We start from the raw sequence: 22,179 nt of genomic DNA, 5'->3' as shown, positions 1-22,179 counted from the left end.
AGCGAGCATTGCTGCTCACTCCCACGAGTTATTTACCAATTGATATTGTAGCATGGCTAAGGGCCAAACACAAGCGACGCGCTTTTCTTAAGTCAGCTGATTACTTGCCGGGTTGCCAAAACCAATTGTTCAACGTATGACCGGCACCGGTCAAATGAAGGGGCTACTGTATATACTGCAATTGTGTATTTGCCAGGGATTGCGCCAATGCTGCTGACGTTCCAACCATTGCTAGTATTCCAACCGTCCTTAATGTAGAAATGTGAACTGCCGGCCGAAATCCCCCAGGCCTGGCTAGGGGTAACCTGACCCATCAGGTTTTGAATATACTGTTGCGACTGCTGATTCAGGTAAGAAGAGCGCGGATTAAGGAAAATTTCATGAAGGAGACAGAGCTGGTCAGTAGCAGTCGTCGTCGTAAATGCCCAGTGACCATTACAGTGGGAGGAATTCATCCCCAATTCTTGGAATAGCTGGTTGAGGCCATTTTCGGCACCAATCTCGTTATATAACTCAGTCGCACAATCATTGTCACTGAAACGGATCATCCGGGATGCTACCCCTTGCTGGGCGGCTGATAAGTTGCCTCCTTGATTATGAAGTAACTTTGCGAGGATTCCCACTTTGACCGTACTTGCCGTTACAAAATTTTGTCCCGGTACGTTGGTGTATGTGATGACCTCACCAGTTTGGGCAACTTGAATTGCGATACTTACCGGGTTGGCAAAGCGGTTGGCTACTTGCTGCCACTGGCTAATTAGACGCTGCTGGTAGGCATTAATGTCAACGGGGCCCGACCACCAGTCAACATAGTTACCGTTACCCTGCGGATCATTAGTTAAGCGGTGGATAACCCGGACGACATGGTGCTGGAGCGCTTGGGGAATGGCAAAGGCCAACTTGAAGCCCGCACGACCAGCCCCGAAGATGAAGGAACGGTTTTGTGCCAGGTCTGGCCGCGGGTTATTAATATCCAATACTTGCTGACGGTATAGTTCATGCCCATCCTGATTAACAAAAATCAGCCACTGGTAGGGTTTATCTGCCGATTGGTTACTGGCGTGCCAACCTCTGATGTAAATACTATTGGGGCTAACGTTGATGTTGTCAAAGTAACCATCATTAGAGGCAAACGACTGACTTAACAGGTCAACATAGTCGCGGTTACCGTCTGGTTTGCCGCTAAAGCGAAGAATAATACCGAGTTGCCCGGTAACGCTTTGCGGATCAAGCTTTAGCAGGGTTGAGAAGCCACTGTTTTGGCTGTTATATACTTGGCCGTACTTCCTAGCAACATCGCCCCGTGCTTGTAGGTTAAGGCGGGTTCGGCTAATTTCTTGACCATTATTCAACACAATTAAGTAGGCATAGGGCCGGTCGAGCGACTGGTCACTAGCCATCCACCCGGCAACCTTGAGACCATCACTAGTCATTTGAACGGTGTCCAAGCAGGCACCACCTCGTTGGTCCAACTTAATTGGTGCGTACCAGTAGTCAACAAACTGTCCCTGGTCCCCGTTCCCGGTATTACTGGTGGAATAGCGACTAATGACCCGGTAGACGTGACCGGCTGTGAGCCGGGTCGAACTTAGGTCAAATACCGCGGTAAAACCCGCGTGGCGCGCCTGGGTGATTTGGGGAAATGCGCTCGCAACATCTAGTCGTTCAACCTGCTGGGCCGCTGTTTGGCTGACCTGCCGATTTGCCGTCTGGTCAAACAGAATAATGAAGTGGTGGGACTTAATTTGGGCCAGATCATTGGCGTGCCAGCCACTAACGGTCATTGTTTTCCCACTATTAAGATTATAAGAGTCTAGACATCCCTGGTTAGCTTCATTTTCCTTGGTAATTGGACTAAACCAGAAGTCAACGTAATCACTATTCCCATTCTTGGCACCAGAGTAACGACTGATGACCTGGAGCTGGTGGCTGAGATTAAGCCCTTGCAAGGAAATGTTGGCACTGAAGCCAGATTTACCGGCCCCTTCCACGTCTGGATAGGCCGCGGCAACGTCAGGGCGCTTAACCGGTTGGTCAACCAGTACACGACCGACTTCCCGATTATTGTTTGTCCGATCGATCATGATCAGGTAATGGTACGGTTTATCGGCTGCCAGGTTGGTAGCGTGCCAGCCCGCTAGCTGTAACTCGTTATTATTAACGGTAACCTGGTCAAGGTGGGCATAGTTACCCCTGTTCACCGTGACGGGGGCAAACCAGTAGTCGGCTGCATTGCCGTTACCATTCTGGTCATCGGTATAACGACTGATGATTTGAACCTCACCAGTGGTTGCCGCTGCCGGGCCGAGGTTAAAGCTGGTCCGAAAGCCAGATTCTTTTGCCCCATAAACATTGTGGACCGTGGCCACGTCAGCACGTTCTGTTGGCTGGCTAGTGACATTGACCCGGCTAAGTTCACGGCTGTTGGTCCGATCATAGGCAATGATGTAATGGTAAGGTCGCCCCTGTGCACGGTTGGTAGCGTGCCAACCACTGACACTCAGCTGACCATCATTAAATTTGACCTGGTCCAAACAACCATAGTTGCCCTGGTCGGTGGCATTGTAGCTGGGGTTCCCCTTGCTGTCGAATGCCAATTGCTGACCAGTTGCACTGGCGTTAACTGTCTGTGTTTGAGCAGTTGCCGTCGTGGCGGCGGTTGTATTGGCCTTGATTTGGGCCTGGTTCATTAACAAAAAGAAGGAACAACTCGCCATTATTAAACAGCCAACAACTCCTTGCTGTGCACGACTAAAACCATTTTTCAAAATAAGTCCTCCCTAATCTCACAACCATGCAATGACATGAATTCTTCTTCATTATAGGATATTTTTAATACGTGGTAGCGTTTTCTTTGCAAAAATAAAAAATGCGGGTAGGCAATGGTCATCCTACCCGCATTTCATTTTTTAATTCTGAAAAAAAGCACTGCAATCAAAACAGACTAAGCTGGTTCTCGTCCGGTAAGTCGGAGATAACATTATTTTCATCTAAAAAGTCGATAAGGGTTTGCGAGACCTTGCCCCGCTCTGCCAAGTCTTGCTTAGAAAGGAACGGCCGCTCTTCTCTGGCCGCAACAATTTGCTTGGCAACGTTGAGCCCCAGCCCCGGGATTGCGCGGAACGGTGCAATCAACGAGTCGCCATCGATCAGCCAGTTAGAGGCGTCTGACCGTTTCAGGTCAACCATCTTAAACTTGAAGCCCCGTTCCAGCATCTCGTTTGCTAGTTCCAGAATAGTCAACAGACTCTTTTCCTTGGCACTGGCGTCATTACCCTTCTCGTTAATCTCCGCCATGCGCGCCTTGACGGCTTCCTTGCCGTGCGCCATGGCAACGACATCGAAGTCATCCGCCCGCACAGAGAAGAAGGCACAGTAGTAGACCAGTGGGAAGTAAACCTTAAAGTAGGCGATCCGCAAGGCCATTAGGACATAAGCGGCCGCGTGAGCCCGCGGGAACATGTACTTGATCTTCAGGCAAGAATCCATGTACCACTGGGGAACGTTAGCTTCTTTCATCTTCTTCTGCCAGTTATCCGGGATTCCGCGCCCGTGACGGACTGATTCCATAACCTGGAAGGAGGTTTCAGAATCCAAACCGTAGTGGATCAAGTCGGTCATGATGTTGTCCCGGCAACCAATCACGTTGGCAATCGTTGCCGTCCCTTCCTTGATCAGCTCCTGGGCGTTATCCAACCACACACCGGTTCCGTGGGACAGTCCGGAAATCTGGAGTAACTGAGAATAGTTCTTCGGGTGGGTATCATTCAGCATCCCGCGGACAAACCGGGTCCCGAACTCCGGCAAGCCCAGTGTCCCGGTCTTACTTTGAATCTGTTCTTCTGTAACTCCCAATACCTTCGGACTCGAGAATAAGGACATTACCCCTGGATCGTTCATTGGAATGGTCTTCGGGTTCACCCCAGAAAGATCCTGCAGGGCACGAATCATCGTCGGGTCATCGTGACCCAGGATATCCATCTTCAGGATATTGTCGTGGATTGAGTGGAAGTCGAAGTGGGTCGTCTCCCAGGCGGCATCCTGGTCATCTGCCGGGTACTGAACGGGCGTGAAATCGTAAATGTCCATATCGTCGGGGACAATGATAATCCCGGCCGGGTGCTGCCCGGTCGTTCGTTTGACGCCGGTTGCCCCTTTAGACAGGCGGTCTTCCTCGGCACCGCGGAACTGAACATCGTTATCCCGTTCAAAGGCCTTTACATAACCGTAGGCCGTCTTGTCCGCCACCGTGCCGATTGTTCCGGCCCGAAATACGTTCTTTTCTCCGAAGAGGACCTTCATGTAGTTATGGGCAATTGGCTGGTAGTCACCGGAGAAGTTCAGGTCAATATCTGGCACCTTGTTCCCCTTGAAACCGAGGAAGGTTTGGAACGGGATATCGTGTCCATCCTTCACCAGCAGGGTCCCACATTTAGGGCATTTCCGCTCCGGCAGGTCAAAGCCAGAACTGTACTCACCCTTGGTGTAGAAGTGGGTGTACTTGCACTTTGGGCACCGGTAATGTGGTGGCAAGGGGTTAACTTCCGTAATCCCCGACAGGGTGGCCACCACACTAGAACCAACGGAACCCCGGGACCCAACCAGATATCCGTCCTTGTTTGACTTGGCAACCAGTCGCTGGGCAATTAAGTAAATAACGGAGAATCCGTTCTTCACAATACTGTTGAGCTCAAGCTCCACCCGGTCCTTAACCAATTTAGGTAGTGGGTCACCATACCAGGCCTTGGCCGTGTGCCAGGTCCGGTCCTGAATTTCCTGCTCCGCACCCTTCATGTGGGGGGTGTACAGACGGTCCTTGACTGGTCGAATATCATCATCAACCATGTCGGCCACCTTATGGGTATTGTCCACCACAATCTTTTGGGCGACGTCCTCACCCAGGAAGCTGAACTCCTTCAGCATCTCATCGGTCGTCCGGAAGTGAACGTCCGGGCGCTTTGTCCGGTTCAATGGGTTAGCGCCCCCTTGGGAGTTAATCAGGATCCGCCGGTAAATTCCGTCATGCGGGTTAATGTAATGCACATCCCCCGTTGCCACCACTGGCTTGTTAAGGTCATCACCAAGTTTAACCATGTTTTTAATGATATCTTCCAGGTGGGCCTGATCGCTGATGACGTGTTGCTCCAGCAGCGGTGCGTAATTTGGGCGTGGCTGGACCTCGATGAAGTCGTAGTAGCGGGCCCTGCGCATTGCTTCCGAATACCCCTTTTCCATCATTGCAGTAAAGACTTCCCCAGAGGAACAGGCGGTTCCCAGCAAAATACCTTCTCGGTACTTGGTCAGCACTGTCCGCGGAATTCTGGGTACCCGGTGAAAGTACTTAACGTTTGAGAATGAAACCAACTTGAAGAGGTTCTTCAAGCCAGCCTGGGTCTGGGCAATCAGCGTCGCGTGGAACGGCCGGGCGTGTTTATAGGCATCGTTTTCTGCCATGTGTTTATTCAGGTCATCAACGTAGCGAACACCATAACGGTCCTCGGCGTCCTTTAAGAACTTATAAAGCAAGTGCCCCGTAGCCTCCGCATCGTAATTTGCTCGGTGGTGGTGTTCCAAAGCCACTTTGAACTTCTTACTCAGGGTATTCAACCGGTAACCCCGCATGTTCGGATACAGGAAACGGGCCAGTGGTAAAGTATCAATCACTGGTTCCGTAATTTCTTCCATTCCGTGGCGACGGTAACCGGTGTTCATAAAGCCCATATCAAAGGAAACGTTATGCCCAGCGATGATGCTACCCTTGCACAGGTTCTTGAACATCCGGAAGACTTCTTCCTCGCTCTTGGAGCCATGGACCATCTCATCAGTAATACTGGTTAAGTTAGTCGTTTGTTCTGACAAGGGAAAACCAGGGTCAATAAATTCATCAAACCGTTCGATGACGTTTCCGTCCTTCATCTTAACGGCCGACAGTTCAATGACCTTATCATAGATTGCTGATAACCCGGTTGTTTCAACATCGAAAACAACGTAGGAATGGTCCTTTAAGACCGCATGATTCTCGTTATAAACCAGGGGAACCCCGTCATCAACAACGTTGGCTTCCATTCCGTAGAGCATCTTAATCTTGTTTTTCTTGGCGGCCTTGAAAGCCTCTGGAAAGGCCTGAACGTTCCCGTGGTCCGTAATGGCAATTGCTGGTTGTCCCCACTTGCTGGCTTGGGCAGCAAGTTCACTGATCGAATTAGTGGCGTCCATCTGGCTCATTTCACTGTGGGCGTGTAACTCAATCCGCTTATTGTCCGCTGGTGCCGTATCTTGACGCTCCTGATGGCTAACCTGGTTGATATCATAAGCATTGATAACCAGGTCATGCATCCAGGTATCCTCTTGAACCGGCCCGCGAACCTTAAGCCAGACCCCCGGTTTGATGTTCGCAAACTGGGCTTCCTCATCACTGTTGCGGGAGAACTTCTTAACCGCAAAGGATGAGGTGTAGTCGGTGATTTCAAAGGTCAGAAGCTGGCGACCGGACCGTAATTCACGGACCTCAGCATTGAAGACGTAGCCCTCAACAACTACCGACCGCTCCTCACCCTGGATATCCTTCATCTGGACAACTTCTTGCTTGTCGTTAATCACCCGACCGAGTTGTGCCGGGCCCGCCGCTGGTGCGGCCGGATGACTGCCAGAATGCTTCTTGGTGGTATTCTTCTTTTTTATCTGGGCGATCGCCTTTGCAGCTAATGCGGCATCTGCAGCTTCATGTTTTTCCTTCAACTCCTTGATCTTCGCCTGCGAGGCAGACTGATCAACAAAGGGGTGGATTTTAAAATGGGGGAAACCAAACCGCTGGTACGATTCTTCAATTTGGGCCAGGGCCTTCTTTACCAGCATCTCCTTAACAATATCGTTTTCGACAACGATGGTCACCCGACCGTCGCGAACTTCTGGAACGGTCGATACGCAGGCCTGCTGGAGCATCGGTGATTCAACCTTACTCTGGTTGATGACCTCTTCCCAGTAGTCAGCAACGAGGCCAGGATCAATATCAGTTGCCGGCGTGTTAATTTGGAGGCTAACCCCCGCGATGTCCTTAAATCCCATTTGTAGGGACTGGTAAAACTCTTTGTAGAGCTTTAATGGCAATGGCTGACGCATTATCAGGTGAAATTCCCACCGCCGGCTGGCTCGGTGAACGACAACCGATTGAACCGCTGCTTCCTTGAAAGCGCCGTTATCCTTCTCAGGAAAATGGATCTGCTCCAACAGCTTCCTAAATAATTCTTGTCTGTTTAAAGCCACTTCTTTTGAGTCCTCCTACTTAAAAAATGTGGTACCATTCCGTACCACATTTTATTTACTTATCCTCAACAGATTGGTCTGCAAGTTGTTTCAGCAAGATGCCAACCGTATTAACAAGTTCTTCCTGCTTGACTTCAATTGTTTCGCCCGTCTTCCGAATCTTGACTTCAACAATTCCATCAGCAGCCTTCTTACCAATCGTAACCCGCAATGGAATCCCAATCAGGTCAGAATCAGCAAACTTAACACCGGCCCGTTCCTTCCGGTCGTCAACTAAGACTTCGTAGCCCGCCTTAGTAAGTTGGTCTTCGATGTTGTTTGCCATCGTCATCTGTTCTTCCTTCTTGGCGTTAACCGGAATGACGTGAACGTCAAACGGGGCGATACTGTCTGGCCATACCAGACCATTTTCATCAGCATTTTGTTCTGCAACCGCTGATAACATCCGCGTCACACCAATGCCGTAGCAACCCATGATCATGTCAACCAGGCGGCCGTTCTTATCAAGGACCTTTGCACCGAGCTTTTCGGAGTAGCCCGTTCCTAATTTGAAGATGTGACCAATTTCAATCCCGTTCGTAAACTTGATTGGGTGACCGTCAGGGGCGATTTCGCCTTCCTGAACATTCCGGAAGTCACCAAACTGGTCAACCCGGAAGTCGCGGTCAATATTGGCATTGACAAAGTGGTAACCATCATCGTTAGCACCACAAGCCATGTTTACCAGAACCTTCACGTAGTTATCGGCCAGGATCTTAACATCCTCACCAACGCCAACTGGGCCTAAGGAACCTGGGTGCGCGCCGAGGTACTTAGCGGCGTCCGCTTCAGTGGCTAGTTCAAGGTCTTCACACCCCAGTGCGTTAGTCACCTTGGTCTCGTTAACCTCGTCGTTCCCCCGCATCAGAACCAATACCGGTTGGTAATCGTCTTCGCCCATTTTAGCCATGAAAAGCATCGATTTCAAGATCTGACTGGCATCGATCCCCAAGCTTTCGGCTGCCTCGTCAACCGTATGAGCGCCCGGCGTCGCCTGCTTCTTCAGTTCAGCTGGTTCAGCGGTTTGTTGAACACCATTAAACTTGGAAGTTGCCTTCTCCAGGTTAGCGGCATAACCACCGTCTGTATAAACGATGACGTCTTCACCAACCTCAGCAGGGGCGGAGAATTCTTGAGAATTGTCCCCACCAATGGTTCCAGAGTCCGCCAGGATAATCTTGTACTTCAGCCCAACCCGGTCAAAGATGTTCCGATAAGCCTGGGCTTGTTGCTGGTAGGCTTCATCAAGGCCCGCCTCGTCAGCAGCAAATGAGTAGGCATCCAGCATCTCGAATTCCTTGCCCCGAAGGATGCCGTACCGCGGCCGGTCTTCGTCACGGAACTTATCCTGAAGCTGGTAAACAACCAGTGGCAACTTCTTGTACGACTTAATGCTGTCACGAAGGACCTCAGTAAATGATTCCTCGTGGGTCGGGCCGAGAACAAATTCCCGGTCATTACGGTCACTCAACTTATAGAGGTTATCGCCATAAGCTTCGTAACGACCAGACTGCTTCCACAGTTCGGCTGGTAAAAGAGCGGGCATCATCATTTCGTAAGCACCAGCATTGTCCATTTCTTCGCGGATAATTTGTTCAACCTTACGGATAACCCGGTAAGCAAGTGGCAGGTATGACCAGACCCCCGATGAGATTTGGTAAATGTAACCTGCCCGGACCATCATCTTATGGCTGAGGGCCTCGGCATCACTTGGGGCCTCTTTCTTGGTTGGTATTAAAATCTTTGACTGCTTCATCATCATTCTCCTTTAATTCCCCCGATTACCGAATGAAATAGCGTTGAATATCATTCCAGGTAACCAAAATCATTAGTATCAATAGTAGCATAAATCCAATCATCGTCACAATTCCTTCGGCTTTCTCCGGGATTGGTCTTCTGATAACTGCCTCGATAATGTTTAGTAGTAGTTTACCACCATCAAGTGCTGGAATCGGCAACAGGTTTACGATCCCCAGGTTAATCGATAACATGGCTAAGAAGTTCAATACACCGTTAACCCCGAGTGCGGTCGCCTGAGAAGTCCCCGCATAAATTGCTACTGGGCCTCCCAGGTCATTTAGGCTGAAGCCGTGCGTGAACATGTGGCCTAAGACACTAAAAATCAGCGTCCCCGCCTGGGCAAACTGTTGCCAGCCGAATAACAGGCGGGCCTTGATACCCGTCTTTTGCTGTTCGATAATCCCAATCTGGCCGACTTTCTGCTTACCCTGTTTAACCGTCTTTGGTTTCACGGTAACGGATTTTGTTTTTCCAGCCCGCTGGTAGGTAAGGTGAACTTTTTGTCCCGGTTTGCTGGAAAGATTAGTGGCCAGTTCTGACCAGTTGTTGACCCGGACCTTCCCCACGTGCGTGATTCGGTCACCGGCTTTTAAGCCAGCACGGGCTGCAACTGAGTTGGCGTTGACCTTTCCAATCTGGTTGCTATTGGTGGGAACCCCAGCAAGGGTAAAGCCCAGGATGATAAACACCAGTAGTGACAAGATGAAATTATTCATCGGCCCCGCAAAGTTGGTCATCATCCGCGCGGGCAAACTGGCCGACTGAAACTGGACGTCACGAGGAGCAATCTGAACCTGGGTGCCGTCACGTTCGATGACAACGGCGTCGTGGTCAACCTCATAAGTTTTGACCTTGCTTTCGTCGCCATTAACAAAACCCTTGATCCACAGGCCATCCGTCAGGTCACTGTCCACTAGCTGGAGGGGGATCCCCTGAAACAGGGTCGACTTCGAACTCGTGTTGATGGTAACGACCTTATTTTGGTCGTTTAACTGGAGTGTCAGTGGGGTCCCCGGGCGCATCTCCTCTTCATCCTCATCGTCATTTCCTGCCAGGCGTACATAACCCCCAACGGGAAGAATGCGGACGGTGTAGGTCGTGCCATTTTTCCTCTTCCACCATATTTTAGGGCCCATGCCGATGGAGAATTCACGAACCAAGATACCAGCCCGTTTGGCAAAGTAATAGTGGCCGAATTCGTGAACAAGCACGAGGACCCCAAAAACGATGATAAACGTAATAATTGTTATTATCACAGAATCCCTTCCTTAAATAATACCAACCATGTGTAGAAGTGGCATAACGATCAACATACTGTCAAAGCGGTCCAGGATTCCCCCGTGACCAGGCAGAATTTTACCGGAATCCTTGACGCCATAATACCGCTTCAAAGAAGATTCGATTAGGTCCCCTAACTGGCCCATGATCGACAGAATTAGCGTCAGGATAATCATGGTAACAAAGCCATCACCAACAGGGAACAGGTACAGGTAGATCGCTAAAATAATGGTTGCAGAGACTGTCCCCCCAATCGATCCTTCCCAGGTCTTGTTGGGACTAATCTTTGGTGCCAGCTTATTTTTCCCGAGTTTTCGCCCAATCAAGTAAGCGCCACTATCAGTGATCCAGACAATCAGCATCCCGTACAACAGGGTCTGGAAATTAATTGCCCGGGCCGCCACAAAGTAGTGGAAGCCCATCCCAATGTACAGCATTGCTAAGGTAATTACGCCCGCATCATCGAAGGTAAAACGTTGCTTCCGCAAGACAGTGTGGAGTAGCAATAAGACAACCAGCAAGTAGAAGCCAAACCAGCGGGTCGCCACACTGGGTAAGAAATCCAACCAGTTATCCGGCAAGATTAATAGGGCCACTCCCAGATAACTAACAATCGCCTCAAAAGAGATCACAAACATCCGCTTCATCACGAGGACTTCTGACATCGCAATGATTCCTAACACAACAGCAGCAACGGTCAGTGGCCACCCACCATAGATTATCAGTGGAATAAAGATGGCCAGGGCCACCACCGCCGTGATAATTCTCGTCTTCACTTTTAAAACATCCTCCCTATTGGTTCTCTAATCCGCCAAAGCGGCGGTGACGACCTTGAAACTCGATAATGGCCCTCTTCAATGACTCGGCATCAAAGTCAGGCCAGTGTTCTGGCACAAATTCAAGCTCACTATAAGCAATCTGCCATAGCATAAAGTTGCTAATTCGTTCTTCACCACTCGTCCGAATTAAAAGGTCGGGGTCCGCGAGTGTCCCCAGGCTGGCAGACATCAGGTGGCGGCTAATCGTTTCTTCGTTAATATCATCTGGTGAAAGCTGGCCTTGTTTTACCTCACCGGCAATCTGTTTCATGGCCCGCGTAATTTCATCACGGCTTCCGTAGTTTAAGGCGAAGTTGAGCACCATCCCATCACATTTGGCGGTATCCTTAATGGCATCGCGGACCGCCTGCTGGGTCTGAACGGGCAGCTTACTTGTATCGCCCATCACCATTACCCGGACGTTGTTTTTAATCAGGTCCGGAACAAAGGTTGAGAAAAAGCGAATTGGCAGTTGCATCAGGTAATTGACTTCACTGCTGGGTCGCTTCCAATTCTCGGTAGAAAAAGCGTATAGGGATAGGACCTTGACTCCTAATTTACTAGCCGCAATGGCAACCGTCTTGACGGTCTGCATTCCCTGCTTGTGACCGGCAACCCGGGGCAGGTGCCGCTTTTGGGCCCACCGACCATTGCCGTCCATGATGATTGCAATATGTTGTGGAACGCGCTGCGGGTCCAACTCTGGCTCAACACCAGCGGTTTTTCTTTTAGAAAACAAATTTCTCCCTCCATACTATGGTAAATGAATATTTTTAAACAAAGCGCTAATTAATTATAAAGCTCCCGTTAGCGAATTATCAACTCACGGCCGCTTTTTAGCAAAAATTTATACCTAATAACAAAAAAGGGGACAGCACGGGCCATCCCCTAGCAGGTAAATGTTTATTGGAGCAATTCCTTTTCCTTATCTGCGGCAATTGATTCCAGGTTCTTAATCCCGGCGTCCGTTTCGTCCTGGACCTTCTTTTCCAGGTCGTGGAATTCGTCATCGTTGAAGTCACCATTCTTGTTGCCCTTCTTCAGGTCATCCATGGCTTCACGGCGAACATTACGAACGGCAACCTTAGCCTTTTCCAACTCCGCCTTAACGTCCTTGACCAGTTCCTTACGCCGGTCTTCAGTTAATTGCGGAATGATCAAGCGAATCGCACTACCATCGTTTTGTGGTGTCAGTCCCAGGTTAGAAGCATAAATTGCCCGTTCAATTTCCTCTAAGATACTTTCGTCGTACGGGGTAATCAGCAACTGCCGTGCTTCCGGAATTGTGATCGAAGCAACCTGGTTCAGCGGCGTTTCTGCTCCGTAATATTCAACCTTAACAGAGTTCAGAAGGCTCGCATTGGCTTGCCCTGCCCGGATATCGGCAAGGGTTCTTTGCAATGCTTCCCCCGACTTCTTCATCTTTGTTTTTGCGTCATTTAAGATTTCTTTACTTGATGCCATAATTTAGTCTCCCTCAATAGTTGTTCCAACTTGCTGGCCAGTAACAACCTTCATAATGTTGCCGGCCGTGTTCAGATTAAAGACGACGATTGGAATGTGGTTATCCATCGACAGCGAACTAGCGGTGGTGTCCATCACGTGCAGGTTCTTTTCAATCAGGTCCATGTGGGTCAAGTGGTCAAATTTAACCGCGCTACTATCCTTATTCGGATCAGCGGAGTAAACACCATCAACCCCATTCTTCCCCATTAAGATTGCGTCAGCATTGATTTCTGCCGCCCGCAGTGCTGCGGTGGTGTCGGTTGAGAAGTAAGGGCTCCCGGTACCGCCGGCAAAGATTACGATCCGGTCTTTTTCCAGGTGCCGAATGGCCTTCCGCCGGATATATGGTTCAGCAATTTGCCGCATTTCAATTGACGTTTGCACCCGGGTTGGGACGCCAATTGACTCAAGGGCGTCCTGTAAAGACAGGGCGTTCATAATTGTTGCTAGCATCCCAATGTAGTCCGCCTGGGCGCGTTCCATGCCGAGCTGGGCACCGGTAACGCCCCGCCACATATTTCCACCGCCGACGACGATGGCAATTTGGACTCCTTTATCGTGAACCGCCTTTAATTCCTTAGCAACATCCTTGAGCACCGGTGGGTTAATGCCGAATCCCTTTTCACCAGCAAGTGCTTCGCCACTGAGCTTCAAGATAACTCGATTATACTTAATATCAGCCATCATGTTCCTCCTTATCCCTTATCAACCTTGTAAAAAAGGACGCACTTAATAAGTACGTCCTTCTCGCCAATCGAACGCTTAGTTCATTTGGTCCTTAACTTCTTTAGCAAAGTCGTCTTGCTTCTTTTCGATTCCCTCACCAACTTCGTAACGGATGAAGGACTTCAGTTCACCGTTGTTAGCCTTAACGAATTCAGCAACGGTCTTGTCAGAATCCTTAACGAATTCCTGGTCAGCCAGGCAGATTTGGGACAAGAACTTGTTCAAACGCCCTTCAACAATCTTGTCAACAATCTTAGCAGGCTTGCCTTCGTTCAAAGTTTCTTCCTTGAAGACAGCGCGTTCGTGGTCAAGACGTTCCTTGGAAACATCGTCACGAGTCATGAATTCAGGGTTGATAGCAGCAACGTGCATTGCAACGTCCTTAGCAGTAGCTTCATCGGCACCCTTCAGAACAACTAAGGCAGCAATTTGGCCACCTTGGTGGAGGTAAGCACCGAAGGAATCACCGTCGTCCTTTTCAACGACTTCAAAACGCCGCAGGCTAACCTTTTCACCGGTCTTTTGGGTGGTGCTGATGATATCATCCTTCAGCGTACCATTATCGGTCTTAATTGCCAAAGCTTCGTCAACGTTGGCCGGCTTGTTTTCACTAATTAACTTAGTGATCTTCTTCAGCAGGTCCTTGAATGGGTCACTGGCAGCAACGAAGTCCGTTTCGGAGTTCAGTTCAACAATTGCGGCCGTATTGCCGTTAACTGCGATGTCTGCTAAACCTTCAGCAGCAACCCGGCTGCTCTTCTTAGCAGCCTTGGCGATTCCCTTTTCACGAAGGTAATCCATTGCCTTGTCCATGTCACCATCACTTGCAACCAATGCCTTCTTGGCATCCATGATTCCGGCACCGGACTTCTTCCGTAATTCCATAACTTGAGCAGCTTTAATTTCAGCCATGACAGAGTCTCTCCTTTAACAGTTAATAAGTTTTACAAAAAAAGGACTGTTTGTACTCAGGGCCACAATGGTCCATAACACAAAACAGCCCAAGTATTAATCGGTTTTTAAATTACTTGCCTTCAACACTGTTCTTGAGGTTCTTCAGAGAATCTTCACTAACAGTAGTGTCTTCAGCAGCTTCTTCGGCATCAGCATCTGCTTGTTGAGCTTCATCTTGACCTTGCTTACCTTCAACAATTGCGTCGGCCATCTTGGAAGTAATCAGACGAACGGCACGAATTGCGTCATCGTTAGAAGGAATTACGTAGTCGATGTCATCTGGGTCGGTGTTCGTATCAACCATGGCAACGATTGGGATGTGGAGCTTTTGTGCTTCCTTAACAGCGATTTGTTCCTTGTGTGGGTCAACGATGAACAGTACGTCTGGGATCCGAGGCATGTCTTCGATACCGCCGAGGAACCGTTCCAGCTTTTCACGTTGCTTAGTCAGAACAGCAACTTCCTTCTTTGGCAGAACATCAAAGGTACCGTCTTCGGACATCTTCTTTAATTCCTTCAGACGAGCGATCCGGGATTGGATGGTCTTCCAGTTAGTCAAGGTCCCACCTAACCAACGGTGGTTAACGTAGAATTGACCTGCACGGGTAGCTTCTTCTTCAATTGAGTCTTGAGCTTGCTTCTTGGTACCAACAAAGAGAACAACTCCGCCATCAGCGGCAACGTTCTTCATGTAGTCGTAAGCAGTATCAATCAGCTTAACAGTCTTTTGTAAGTCAATGATGTAAATACCGTTACGTTCAGTGAAGATGTATTGTTCCATCTTTGGGTTCCAACGACGAGTTTGGTGACCGAAGTGGACACCTGCTTCAAGCAATTGCTTCATAGTAACAACAGACATAAAAATACCTCCAAATTGTTTTTCCTCCCCATGAGTCGTCTAAGAATGGGAACCATTACTGGCACATCCCTTCTTATCGTCACAGGTGTGTTATATGTTATTAAACACCGCTTAATAGTATACAAAAAAGCTTGTCTAATGACAAGCTTTTTAACCTTTTCTTTTGGTGTTTTGGTGGTTCAAAACAAAATAGTGTGCCACGTCGATTCCGTGGGCCTTTAGGAACCGTTCTTTTTTCTGCCGCGTTTGGTGTTTAAAATGGTATTCTGCACTGAGGGCGGCATGTTTACTGCCGAATTCCTGCTGGTAAATCAACTGGAGGGGGTGGCGGCTCTTCACCCGGGTGTACTTGGCTCCCTTATAAGTCTGGTGCTGGTCAAAGCGCCGTTGGACATTATCAGTAAAGCCGCAGTAAAGGCTGTCGTCGGCACAGTACAGGACATAGATATAATAAGGTTTACTCTTTGCCATATAAAAGCTTCCTCACTGCTGGAAGGTATTCCCCATCGTCCCCGTTAACAATAATCGGTGGAACAACCTTCATCCCCCCGGGCTTCCCATCCTTGATCACCTCAATCAGCATCATATTCGCTTCCCGTCCTGGTTTTGGATAGATGAAGCGCAGTCGTTTGGGAACCAGGCGGTGTTCTTGAAGGGTCGTCAGGATTTCTGTTAAGCGGTCCGGGCGGTGAACCAGGTATCCGTGACCGTTCATCTTCAATAGGCCACTCATCTGCTGAGCAACCATCGTGAAGTTCGTCTTAATCTCGTGGCGGGCAATCGCGAGGTAGCGGTTAGGGTTACGTTGACTTTTTTCCGTGACGGGAAAATAAGGCGGGTTGCAGAGGACCACATCGACAGAATCCTTAGGCACCTGGGCGAAGATATCGGCAATGTCCATATTTAAAACGCGGTAACGGTTATCAAGTTGATTAAGTTGAATGCTGCGGGCGGCCATATCCGCCAGACGTTTCTGGATTTCCACTTCAGTAAAGGTCCCGCCTAACTTGTCATGAAGGAAGAGCCCCACTGCCCCGTTACCGGCACACAAATCGACCGTTTTCAGGCGGTGACGGTGGTTGGGACGGACAAAGTCGGCCAGCAAAACCGCATCGAGGGAAAAGGCAAAGCAGGACGGACTCTGAATAATTTTGACGTCCTGGCTATATAACTGGTCGATTCGCTCGTCGCCACGTAAGAATTTCGTTGGTTCATTCATCGCTATTTCCCCTTTTGTCCTTGCAAGTTGATCTTTTTTTAGTCATACTTTAGCTTTGAAGTATCATTTAACATAGATTGGAAGAATAAAAATGCTTTACACATTCTTAGTAAAAATCGTCAATCCATTTTTGACATTGATTAACGGGCGCGCCCGTATCTACAATCGGGAAAACCTCCCCGACGGTAACTACATTATTGTAGCACCCCACCGGACATGGATGGACCCCGTTTTATTAGCCCTTGCCGTTTGGCCAAAGAAATTTAGCTTTATGGCTAAAAAGGAGTTATTTAAGAATCCAATCGCGGGCTGGTTTTTAAGGGCCCTTAATGCCTACCCAGTAGATAGAAAGCACCCGGGCCCATCCGCCATTAAAACACCGGTGAAGTTCCTGCGTAACGGTGATCTTTCCACAATTATTTTTCCCAGTGGTTCCCGTTACTCAGCCAAGCTCAAGGGTGGCGCAACCCTGATTGCTAAATTAGCGAACGTGCCCCTCGTTCCGGCAGTCTACCAGGGGCCCCTTAAGTTTGGGCAACTCTTCACTCGCAAGCCACGTAAGATTGCTTTTGGCAAGCCGATTTACGTTGACCGGAAGAAAAAGCTAAATGAAGAGTACGAGGCAGAATTGGAAAACGAGATGCAGACGGCCTTTGATGACCTCGACAAGCAGATTGACCCCAGCTTCGTTTACGTCATGCCCCCAAAGCCTAAAGACGATGATTTTTAATTAAAAATATAGGACTTCAATGTTTGGTAAACCAGGCATTGAAGTCCTATTCTTTTATATAAGTCACCCGGCCAATTACTTATTAGCCTTACGTGCTTGTGCCTTCATCGTTTGCATCATTTGATGTAACTTCCGGCTGGATGGCTTCTGCCCCATCTGGAGCATCATTGTCCGCAACATTTCCTCAGAAATTGGGGGATTATTACGAAGGTAGTTTTCCATGTACTTACGAGCACCGAAGAAGCCGATTAATAAACCAACCAGCAGCGCCAGAATGACAAATAAAATCGTCATACCCAAGATTGCTTCCTCCTTTGTTAAGTTACCTTTTCATCTTACACGAATGTTTAACACTTGAAAAGTAGCAAATTAAATTAATCGTCACGGAGACCTTTCTTCCGCTGGATTTCCTTCACCTTTTCAGGTGTGACTTCCTTTCCTTCATTGTTGTAGATCCGCATCATCTCAATGTTGCTCCGCATGGTCTCACGGAAGTTCTTGATGTATTCACGGCGCAGGCGTTCACGTTCCCGGGTTTCGGCCTCAGTAAGGCCCTCCTTCTTATTTTTGTGGGCAAGCTCATTGATCCGCTTTAAAAGCTTTTCCTGTTCCTTTGATTCTGTCATTAAGCTGACCTCCAGTTCTTTAATTCACAATATCATTTTAAATTAATCACTTTTTTTGTCAATTGCGAACGTACGTTTGAAATTCCGGTAAGGCTATGATATCCTTAAGATAATAATAAATTAATGAGGTGCTATCATGGCAAAACCGGCAAAAAATAAACAAATGGCTGTTCTAAGTTTTATTCACAAGCAGGTCACTGACCACGGCTACCCGCCAACCGTTCGTGAAATCTGTAGTGCGGTCGGCCTTTCATCAACTTCAACCGTCCACGGTCATATTAACCGTCTAATTGAAGGGGGCTTTTTGGAAAAGGACCCTGCTAAGCCACGGGCACTGGAAATCACGCCAAAAGGGCTGGACCTCTTGGGGGTAAAGCCACGCCAGACAAAAATTCCCCTGTTAGGGGTGGTTACGGCGGGGCAACCAATTCTTGCCGTAGAAGACGCCACGGACTTTTTCCCCATTCCACCTTCTATCCAGGACAACAACGACTTGTTCATGTTAACGATTCGGGGAACCAGTATGATCAAGGCCGGCATTTTAAACGGTGACCAAGTAATCGTCCGTAAACAGTCCACCGCCAAGAACGGTGACATTGTCATCGCAATGAACGATGATAATGAGGCCACCTGCAAGCGATTCTTTAAGGAAAAGAATCGTTTCCGTCTCCAACCCGAAAATGATACCATGGACCCGATTTTTCTCAAGAACGTTAAGATCCTGGGAAAGGTTGTCGGTCTCTTCCGCGACAATATTTTTTAACTACTTAGCTAACAAAGGCGTCAGGACTCGAAGATACGAGTGCTGGCGCCCCTTTTTATTATTGTTGTTTGTAAATCCGCTGATGATTTTGCTGCCCCGCGAGAACAAAGGGGGCATGGTCATTGCCGAGGTCAAATTCCACATCCTGCTCATCCATCCCCAGCTGGTGGTTAAACATGTCCTCATATTCCGCAATTGAGACCTGGTGGCGCTTTTGAAGCATTGCTTGGACATCATTAGTATAGTCCAAGAAGTGCGGCTGAACGATTCCCGTGTAAAACTCACCTTCGGCACCGGAACCGTAACTAAACATGCCCAACCGGTCACCAGCCTTGACCTGCCCATTTTGCAGGAACGAAAGGAGGGCGAGGTAGAGTGAACCGGTGTATAGGTTGCCGACCTGGCGGCAGTACAATTGACTGGCGGTAAGCGCCGTGCGCAACCGAGTTGCCACTGGATCCTGCCGGTCACCCAGGACCCCTTCCAGGGCCTTCTTACCCATCTTAGTGAATGGCAGGTGGAAAAGCAGGCCCGCAAAATCAGCGAGCTGGTGGCCAGTCATCATTTGATAACGGGTAAATACCTGTTTGAAGAAGTCAACGTAAACGTTGGTTGAGTATTTACCATCCACCATTGCCTCAGTGGCATAGAGGGGACGCCAGAAGTCCATCACGTCTTTTGTCAGGTTCACGCTTGTCGGTTCAATTGCCAAAATGTGGGGGTTGGCACTAATCAGCATGGAAACGGCACCTGCCCCCTGGGTAACCTCGCCCGCCGTTTGCAAACCGTAGCGGGCGATATCGGCGGCAATGATTAGCACCGTCTCTTGGGGATGTAATGCTACCAGGCCGCGGGCAAATTGAATTCCCGCCGTTCCCGCGTAACAGGCTTCCTTTAGTTCAACTGCGCGGACATAGTCGTTGAGGCCCAGTAATTCTTTGATATTAATCGCACTTGCCTTAGAGTTGTCAACACCCGACTCAGTGGCGACGATGATTGTCGATAGGTGATCAATAACCTGCTTAGTCATAAGCTTCTGAGCAGCGGCGGCCCCCAGCGTAACGATGTCTTGGGTGGGTGGAACAACGGCCTGCTGGTCTTGGCCAATTCCAATTGTGTACTTATTCGGATCAACACCCCGAACTTTGGCTAGTTCGCGGAGGTCAATATAATCGTTTGTCGTGGCAAAAGCCATCTGGTCAATTCCAATCTTCATACTGCTATTCCCTCATTTTATCCATCGTTTTGTTTAGTAATTCATCAACCGTGTTATTACCAGAATTATTGGCGTGCCCCTTGGTCCAGGTAAAGTGCAATGCGGAGAAGCGCGGTAACAGGATTAAAATTTCCTGCCACAGTTGCTGGTTGGCGACCGGTTTACCCGTTGAGGTCCGCCAGTTACGCCGTCGCCAACCGTTTAACCACCCCTTCATGATCGGGTCCAAGACGTAGTGTGAGTCAAGAGTTGCCGCAATTTTTTTATCCTGCCAGCCAAGTTCAAGGAGCCTGTTTAAGGCATTGATCAGCCCCAGTAGCTCCATCCGGTTGTTGGTACTCCCCCACTCACCACCAGTCCCAGTGAGCCGGCGACCAGCACCCTCAATGAGGTAGGCCCAGGCCGCCTTGTCAGTTTGCTTGACGTGCTGACCAAGTTTATTTCCGTGGTTACGTGAGCCCCCATCGGAGTACAAGTAGACTTCGGGTTGATTAGCTGGTTGTTGGTCCCCTAACGCTAGCCGCAGCTGTTCAGGTCGCCGCGTTGACCGTTTGGACGTTGATGGGACTGCGAGCCAAGCCTGTGCTTCACTTAAGGTCGAAAATCCCCGGTAAACTGCTCCAGCGTAACCACTTACTTGTTTTTGACACGCCGGCCATGAATTGTATATTCCCGGCTGGCGGCCTTTTTTTACGACGTAATATTTTTTTGCCATGATGCTCCTGCTTTTTATTTGATCTAAGACGATTAATTATTCCGCTGCTTATTATACAGAGGTCGAACGGTTTATATCAAATCATTGCTTTTGCGATATGTACGAGAAGCTTTGCGAACAGCGTCAATATTCGTATCCGTATATGATTTTCCGAATTTCCTAGGTATTACGAGCGTACTCATTTATACTTAAATTATAAGAATAATTGAGGTCATATGTTGCTGAAATAATCTTGGAACCTAATTTTACATTGTCCAAATGCTGAAGACGTTAAAAGCTGAATATTTAGAGGAGGTCTTCTCTTGAAAACAACAAAACTAGTTGTGGGAATCATTATGATTGTTGTTGCATTTTTCATTTCTATTCAATCTGTTATGGCTGGTATGAGCGAAGCATTTATTAATTCTGGTGGCCATGCTGGTACCGCAGGACTTATTGTTGAAATTTTATATCTCGCTTCCGGAATCGTTTATATTGCTACACGTGGTAAAGACAATTTTGGCCCTGACATTGCATCTTTAATTATGCTCTTGATTGCTTGGATCCTTGGCCTAATTAATGCAGGCATCTACAAAGATTTAATCATCTGGTCATGGTTAGCTTTTATTATCGGAATTGTATTTTTTGCCTGGCATAAACTAGAAGACAGCAAGAAGTAAGGTGAGCTGTAATGCGATCAGATAGGTATAAAAACGTTGTTCCCTGGTATAAGCAATTTTGGGGATGGGTAATTATTGACGCGTTCGTTATTGGAATCAGCGGAATTGTAATTACTGCTATATTTGACGGCACCAGCTCTTCTTCAAAATCGATAAGTAGTACTAATAATAACACCGATAAAATTACCGATATTTCAAAGCCAAAGGGGAGTTTTGATGGTCATATTGCTAAACTGCCTAAGTATACTATCAAAATTACAAACGTTTCTCTTGGTGAAAATGATGACGGTAAAAAATGTATAATTTTTGATTACACCGTTTATAATAAGTCCGCTAAAGACATGTCAGCGGAGGACGCTTGGATGCAGACTTTCAGCGCTTATCAGCCTGATAAAAACACACAAAACCAACTTGATAGTGATGTTGTTGACGTTAGTGATTCATTAGATGATGAAATGAATCAAGAAATCAACAAAGGTGGTCATGAAAAGGGTGAATTTATTGCGGTACTTAAGAGTGGTAAGCGTCCCGTTGTTCTAAAGGCCAAAGACGACGCTGGCCAGCTAATCGGAAAACACACTTATAAGTTCAAGGCAAAAGCAACTCCTAAGGATGAGGGATCTGCATCCACCAATGGTAATAAGCAGGTAGCTACTGGTTCTAATAGCACCAGTAGAATGGCCAACACTGCTGAAAGTTCAGATGATTCTTCAAAAAGCAGCAATAAAGATGATGACAGCAAGGTTGTGATTGATGGTCATAGTTTTCATCACCAAAACGTTAATGATGGAGACTCCAACTATGACATGCTCGTTGGTGACAATGGAGAAGGTGAACTTACTGAGTGGGCTGTCAATAGCTCAACAGGACAACAAGACCCTAATATGCAATCTAAAGTTAATGCAATCTATGGACATTAATCAGTAACTAGAGAAGCCCATCTCTGCTGGTGCAGAGATTGAAAATTATAAACCAAATAAATAATAGCAATTAACGCCCACGTTATTA

At 48.2% G+C, this 22,179-nt stretch carries 20 protein-coding genes; 4 read left to right on the top strand and 16 right to left on the bottom strand.

Annotated elements, in window-relative coordinates:
• Window positions 1-92 precede the first annotated feature (92 nt).
• The 12 genes from QOS01_RS00185 to QOS01_RS00130 form a co-directional block, all read right to left on the bottom strand.
• Window positions 93-2,768: a serine hydrolase gene (locus QOS01_RS00185; protein WP_283620555.1), complete on the bottom strand. Its 2,676-nt coding sequence runs from the start codon at window positions 2,766-2,768 to the stop codon at window positions 93-95.
• 166 nt (window positions 2,769-2,934) lie between these two features.
• Complete coding sequence (locus QOS01_RS00180; RefSeq protein WP_283620554.1) at window positions 2,935-7,263, bottom strand: PolC-type DNA polymerase III; 4,329 nt, start codon at window positions 7,261-7,263, stop codon at window positions 2,935-2,937.
• Between the two features lie 55 nt (window positions 7,264-7,318).
• A complete protein-coding gene (locus tag QOS01_RS00175) occupies window positions 7,319-9,058 on the bottom strand; it encodes a proline--tRNA ligase (protein WP_283620553.1) in 1,740 nt (579 codons plus the stop codon).
• Between the two features lie 25 nt (window positions 9,059-9,083).
• Window positions 9,084-10,358: an RIP metalloprotease RseP gene (rseP, locus tag QOS01_RS00170; RefSeq protein WP_283620552.1), complete on the bottom strand. Its 1,275-nt coding sequence runs from the start codon at window positions 10,356-10,358 to the stop codon at window positions 9,084-9,086.
• A 12-nt stretch (window positions 10,359-10,370) separates the two neighbouring features.
• A complete protein-coding gene (locus QOS01_RS00165; protein ID WP_283620551.1) occupies window positions 10,371-11,156 on the bottom strand; it encodes a phosphatidate cytidylyltransferase in 786 nt (261 codons plus the stop codon).
• A 16-nt stretch (window positions 11,157-11,172) separates the two neighbouring features.
• Window positions 11,173-11,937 carry an isoprenyl transferase gene (locus tag QOS01_RS00160; protein ID WP_283620550.1) on the bottom strand — a complete coding sequence of 255 codons (765 nt, stop codon included), beginning with the start codon at window positions 11,935-11,937 and terminating at the stop codon, window positions 11,173-11,175.
• 164 nt (window positions 11,938-12,101) lie between these two features.
• Window positions 12,102-12,662 (bottom strand): ribosome recycling factor, encoded by a 561-nt coding sequence (gene frr / locus QOS01_RS00155; protein ID WP_283620549.1) that lies wholly within the window; start codon window positions 12,660-12,662, stop codon window positions 12,102-12,104.
• A gap of 3 nt (window positions 12,663-12,665) precedes the next feature.
• A complete protein-coding gene (pyrH, locus tag QOS01_RS00150; protein WP_283620548.1) occupies window positions 12,666-13,388 on the bottom strand; it encodes a UMP kinase in 723 nt (240 codons plus the stop codon).
• Between the two features lie 78 nt (window positions 13,389-13,466).
• Window positions 13,467-14,342 (bottom strand): translation elongation factor Ts, encoded by an 876-nt coding sequence (tsf, locus tag QOS01_RS00145; protein WP_283620547.1) that lies wholly within the window; start codon window positions 14,340-14,342, stop codon window positions 13,467-13,469.
• Between the two features lie 112 nt (window positions 14,343-14,454).
• On the bottom strand, window positions 14,455-15,243 hold the full coding sequence (rpsB, locus tag QOS01_RS00140; protein WP_283620546.1) for a 30S ribosomal protein S2: 789 nt from the start codon (window positions 15,241-15,243) through the stop codon (window positions 14,455-14,457).
• Window positions 15,244-15,393: 150 nt separating this feature from the next.
• Entirely contained in the window at window positions 15,394-15,714 is a 321-nt protein-coding gene (locus QOS01_RS00135; protein WP_283620545.1) for a GIY-YIG nuclease family protein, read from the bottom strand.
• Complete coding sequence (locus QOS01_RS00130) at window positions 15,701-16,462, bottom strand: tRNA1(Val) (adenine(37)-N6)-methyltransferase (protein ID WP_283620544.1); 762 nt, start codon at window positions 16,460-16,462, stop codon at window positions 15,701-15,703. The genes QOS01_RS00135 and QOS01_RS00130 overlap by 14 nt, the downstream gene beginning before the upstream one ends.
• Before the next feature lie 91 nt (window positions 16,463-16,553).
• Here QOS01_RS00130 and QOS01_RS00125 point away from each other — a divergent pair, with 91 nt between their 5' ends.
• Window positions 16,554-17,192: a lysophospholipid acyltransferase family protein gene (locus QOS01_RS00125; RefSeq protein ID WP_283620543.1), complete on the top strand. Its 639-nt coding sequence runs from the start codon at window positions 16,554-16,556 to the stop codon at window positions 17,190-17,192.
• Between the two features lie 75 nt (window positions 17,193-17,267).
• Here QOS01_RS00125 and QOS01_RS00120 read toward each other — a convergent pair whose 3' ends face one another.
• Window positions 17,268-17,492 (bottom strand): YneF family protein, encoded by a 225-nt coding sequence (locus QOS01_RS00120; protein ID WP_152666529.1) that lies wholly within the window; start codon window positions 17,490-17,492, stop codon window positions 17,268-17,270.
• Between the two features lie 74 nt (window positions 17,493-17,566).
• A complete protein-coding gene (locus QOS01_RS00115) occupies window positions 17,567-17,818 on the bottom strand; it encodes a DUF896 domain-containing protein (protein ID WP_283620542.1) in 252 nt (83 codons plus the stop codon).
• A gap of 136 nt (window positions 17,819-17,954) precedes the next feature.
• Here QOS01_RS00115 and lexA point away from each other — a divergent pair, with 136 nt between their 5' ends.
• Window positions 17,955-18,581 carry a transcriptional repressor LexA gene (gene lexA / locus QOS01_RS00110; protein WP_047769108.1) on the top strand — a complete coding sequence of 209 codons (627 nt, stop codon included), beginning with the start codon at window positions 17,955-17,957 and terminating at the stop codon, window positions 18,579-18,581.
• A gap of 58 nt (window positions 18,582-18,639) precedes the next feature.
• Here the strand turns inward: lexA and QOS01_RS00105 are convergent, their stop codons facing one another.
• Window positions 18,640-19,797, bottom strand: a complete 1,158-nt coding sequence (locus tag QOS01_RS00105; RefSeq protein ID WP_283620541.1) for a hydroxymethylglutaryl-CoA synthase — start codon at window positions 19,795-19,797, stop codon at window positions 18,640-18,642.
• A 4-nt stretch (window positions 19,798-19,801) separates the two neighbouring features.
• Window positions 19,802-20,512, bottom strand: a complete 711-nt coding sequence (locus tag QOS01_RS00100) for a ribonuclease H family protein (protein ID WP_283620540.1) — start codon at window positions 20,510-20,512, stop codon at window positions 19,802-19,804.
• A gap of 302 nt (window positions 20,513-20,814) precedes the next feature.
• On the opposite strand from QOS01_RS00100, the gene QOS01_RS00095 reads away from it, so the two are divergent.
• Together QOS01_RS00095 and QOS01_RS00090 are read left to right on the top strand one after the other, a co-directional pair.
• Complete coding sequence (locus tag QOS01_RS00095; protein ID WP_283620539.1) at window positions 20,815-21,171, top strand: hypothetical protein; 357 nt, start codon at window positions 20,815-20,817, stop codon at window positions 21,169-21,171.
• Window positions 21,172-21,182: 11 nt separating this feature from the next.
• On the top strand, window positions 21,183-22,091 hold the full coding sequence (locus tag QOS01_RS00090) for a DUF5067 domain-containing protein (RefSeq protein ID WP_283620538.1): 909 nt from the start codon (window positions 21,183-21,185) through the stop codon (window positions 22,089-22,091).
• The last annotated feature ends 88 nt before the right edge of the window (window positions 22,092-22,179 follow it).

Source organism: Limosilactobacillus avium (assembly GCF_947381485.1).
Classification (GTDB): Bacteria; Bacillota; Bacilli; order Lactobacillales; family Lactobacillaceae; genus Limosilactobacillus; species Limosilactobacillus avium.
Note: the sequence above shows the minus strand (reverse complement) of the source record. Positions and strands in the feature narration are given on the sequence as shown.

What these genes read in the sequence shown, in the direction of transcription:
- QOS01_RS00175 (WP_283620553.1), bottom strand. Translation starts at nt 9,058, where the DNA reads ATGAAGCAGTCAAAGATTTTAATACCAACCAAGAAAGAGGCCCCAAGT.
- frr (WP_283620549.1), bottom strand. Translation starts at nt 12,662, where the DNA reads ATGGCATCAAGTAAAGAAATCTTAAATGACGCAAAAACAAAGATGAAG.
- pyrH (WP_283620548.1), bottom strand. Translation starts at nt 13,388, where the DNA reads ATGGCTGATATTAAGTATAATCGAGTTATCTTGAAGCTCAGTGGCGAA.
- tsf (WP_283620547.1), bottom strand. Translation starts at nt 14,342, where the DNA reads ATGGCTGAAATTAAAGCTGCTCAAGTTATGGAATTACGGAAGAAGTCC.
- rpsB (WP_283620546.1), bottom strand. Translation starts at nt 15,243, where the DNA reads ATGTCTGTTGTTACTATGAAGCAATTGCTTGAAGCAGGTGTCCACTTC.
- QOS01_RS00135 (WP_283620545.1), bottom strand. Translation starts at nt 15,714, where the DNA reads ATGGCAAAGAGTAAACCTTATTATATCTATGTCCTGTACTGTGCCGAC.
- QOS01_RS00130 (WP_283620544.1), bottom strand. Translation starts at nt 16,462, where the DNA reads ATGAATGAACCAACGAAATTCTTACGTGGCGACGAGCGAATCGACCAG.
- QOS01_RS00125 (WP_283620543.1), top strand. Translation starts at nt 16,554, where the DNA reads ATGCTTTACACATTCTTAGTAAAAATCGTCAATCCATTTTTGACATTG.
- QOS01_RS00115 (WP_283620542.1), bottom strand. Translation starts at nt 17,818, where the DNA reads ATGACAGAATCAAAGGAACAGGAAAAGCTTTTAAAGCGGATCAATGAG.
- lexA (WP_047769108.1), top strand. Translation starts at nt 17,955, where the DNA reads ATGGCAAAACCGGCAAAAAATAAACAAATGGCTGTTCTAAGTTTTATT.
- QOS01_RS00105 (WP_283620541.1), bottom strand. Translation starts at nt 19,797, where the DNA reads ATGAAGATTGGAATTGACCAGATGGCTTTTGCCACGACAAACGATTAT.
- QOS01_RS00100 (WP_283620540.1), bottom strand. Translation starts at nt 20,512, where the DNA reads ATGGCAAAAAAATATTACGTCGTAAAAAAAGGCCGCCAGCCGGGAATA.
- QOS01_RS00090 (WP_283620538.1), top strand. Translation starts at nt 21,183, where the DNA reads ATGCGATCAGATAGGTATAAAAACGTTGTTCCCTGGTATAAGCAATTT.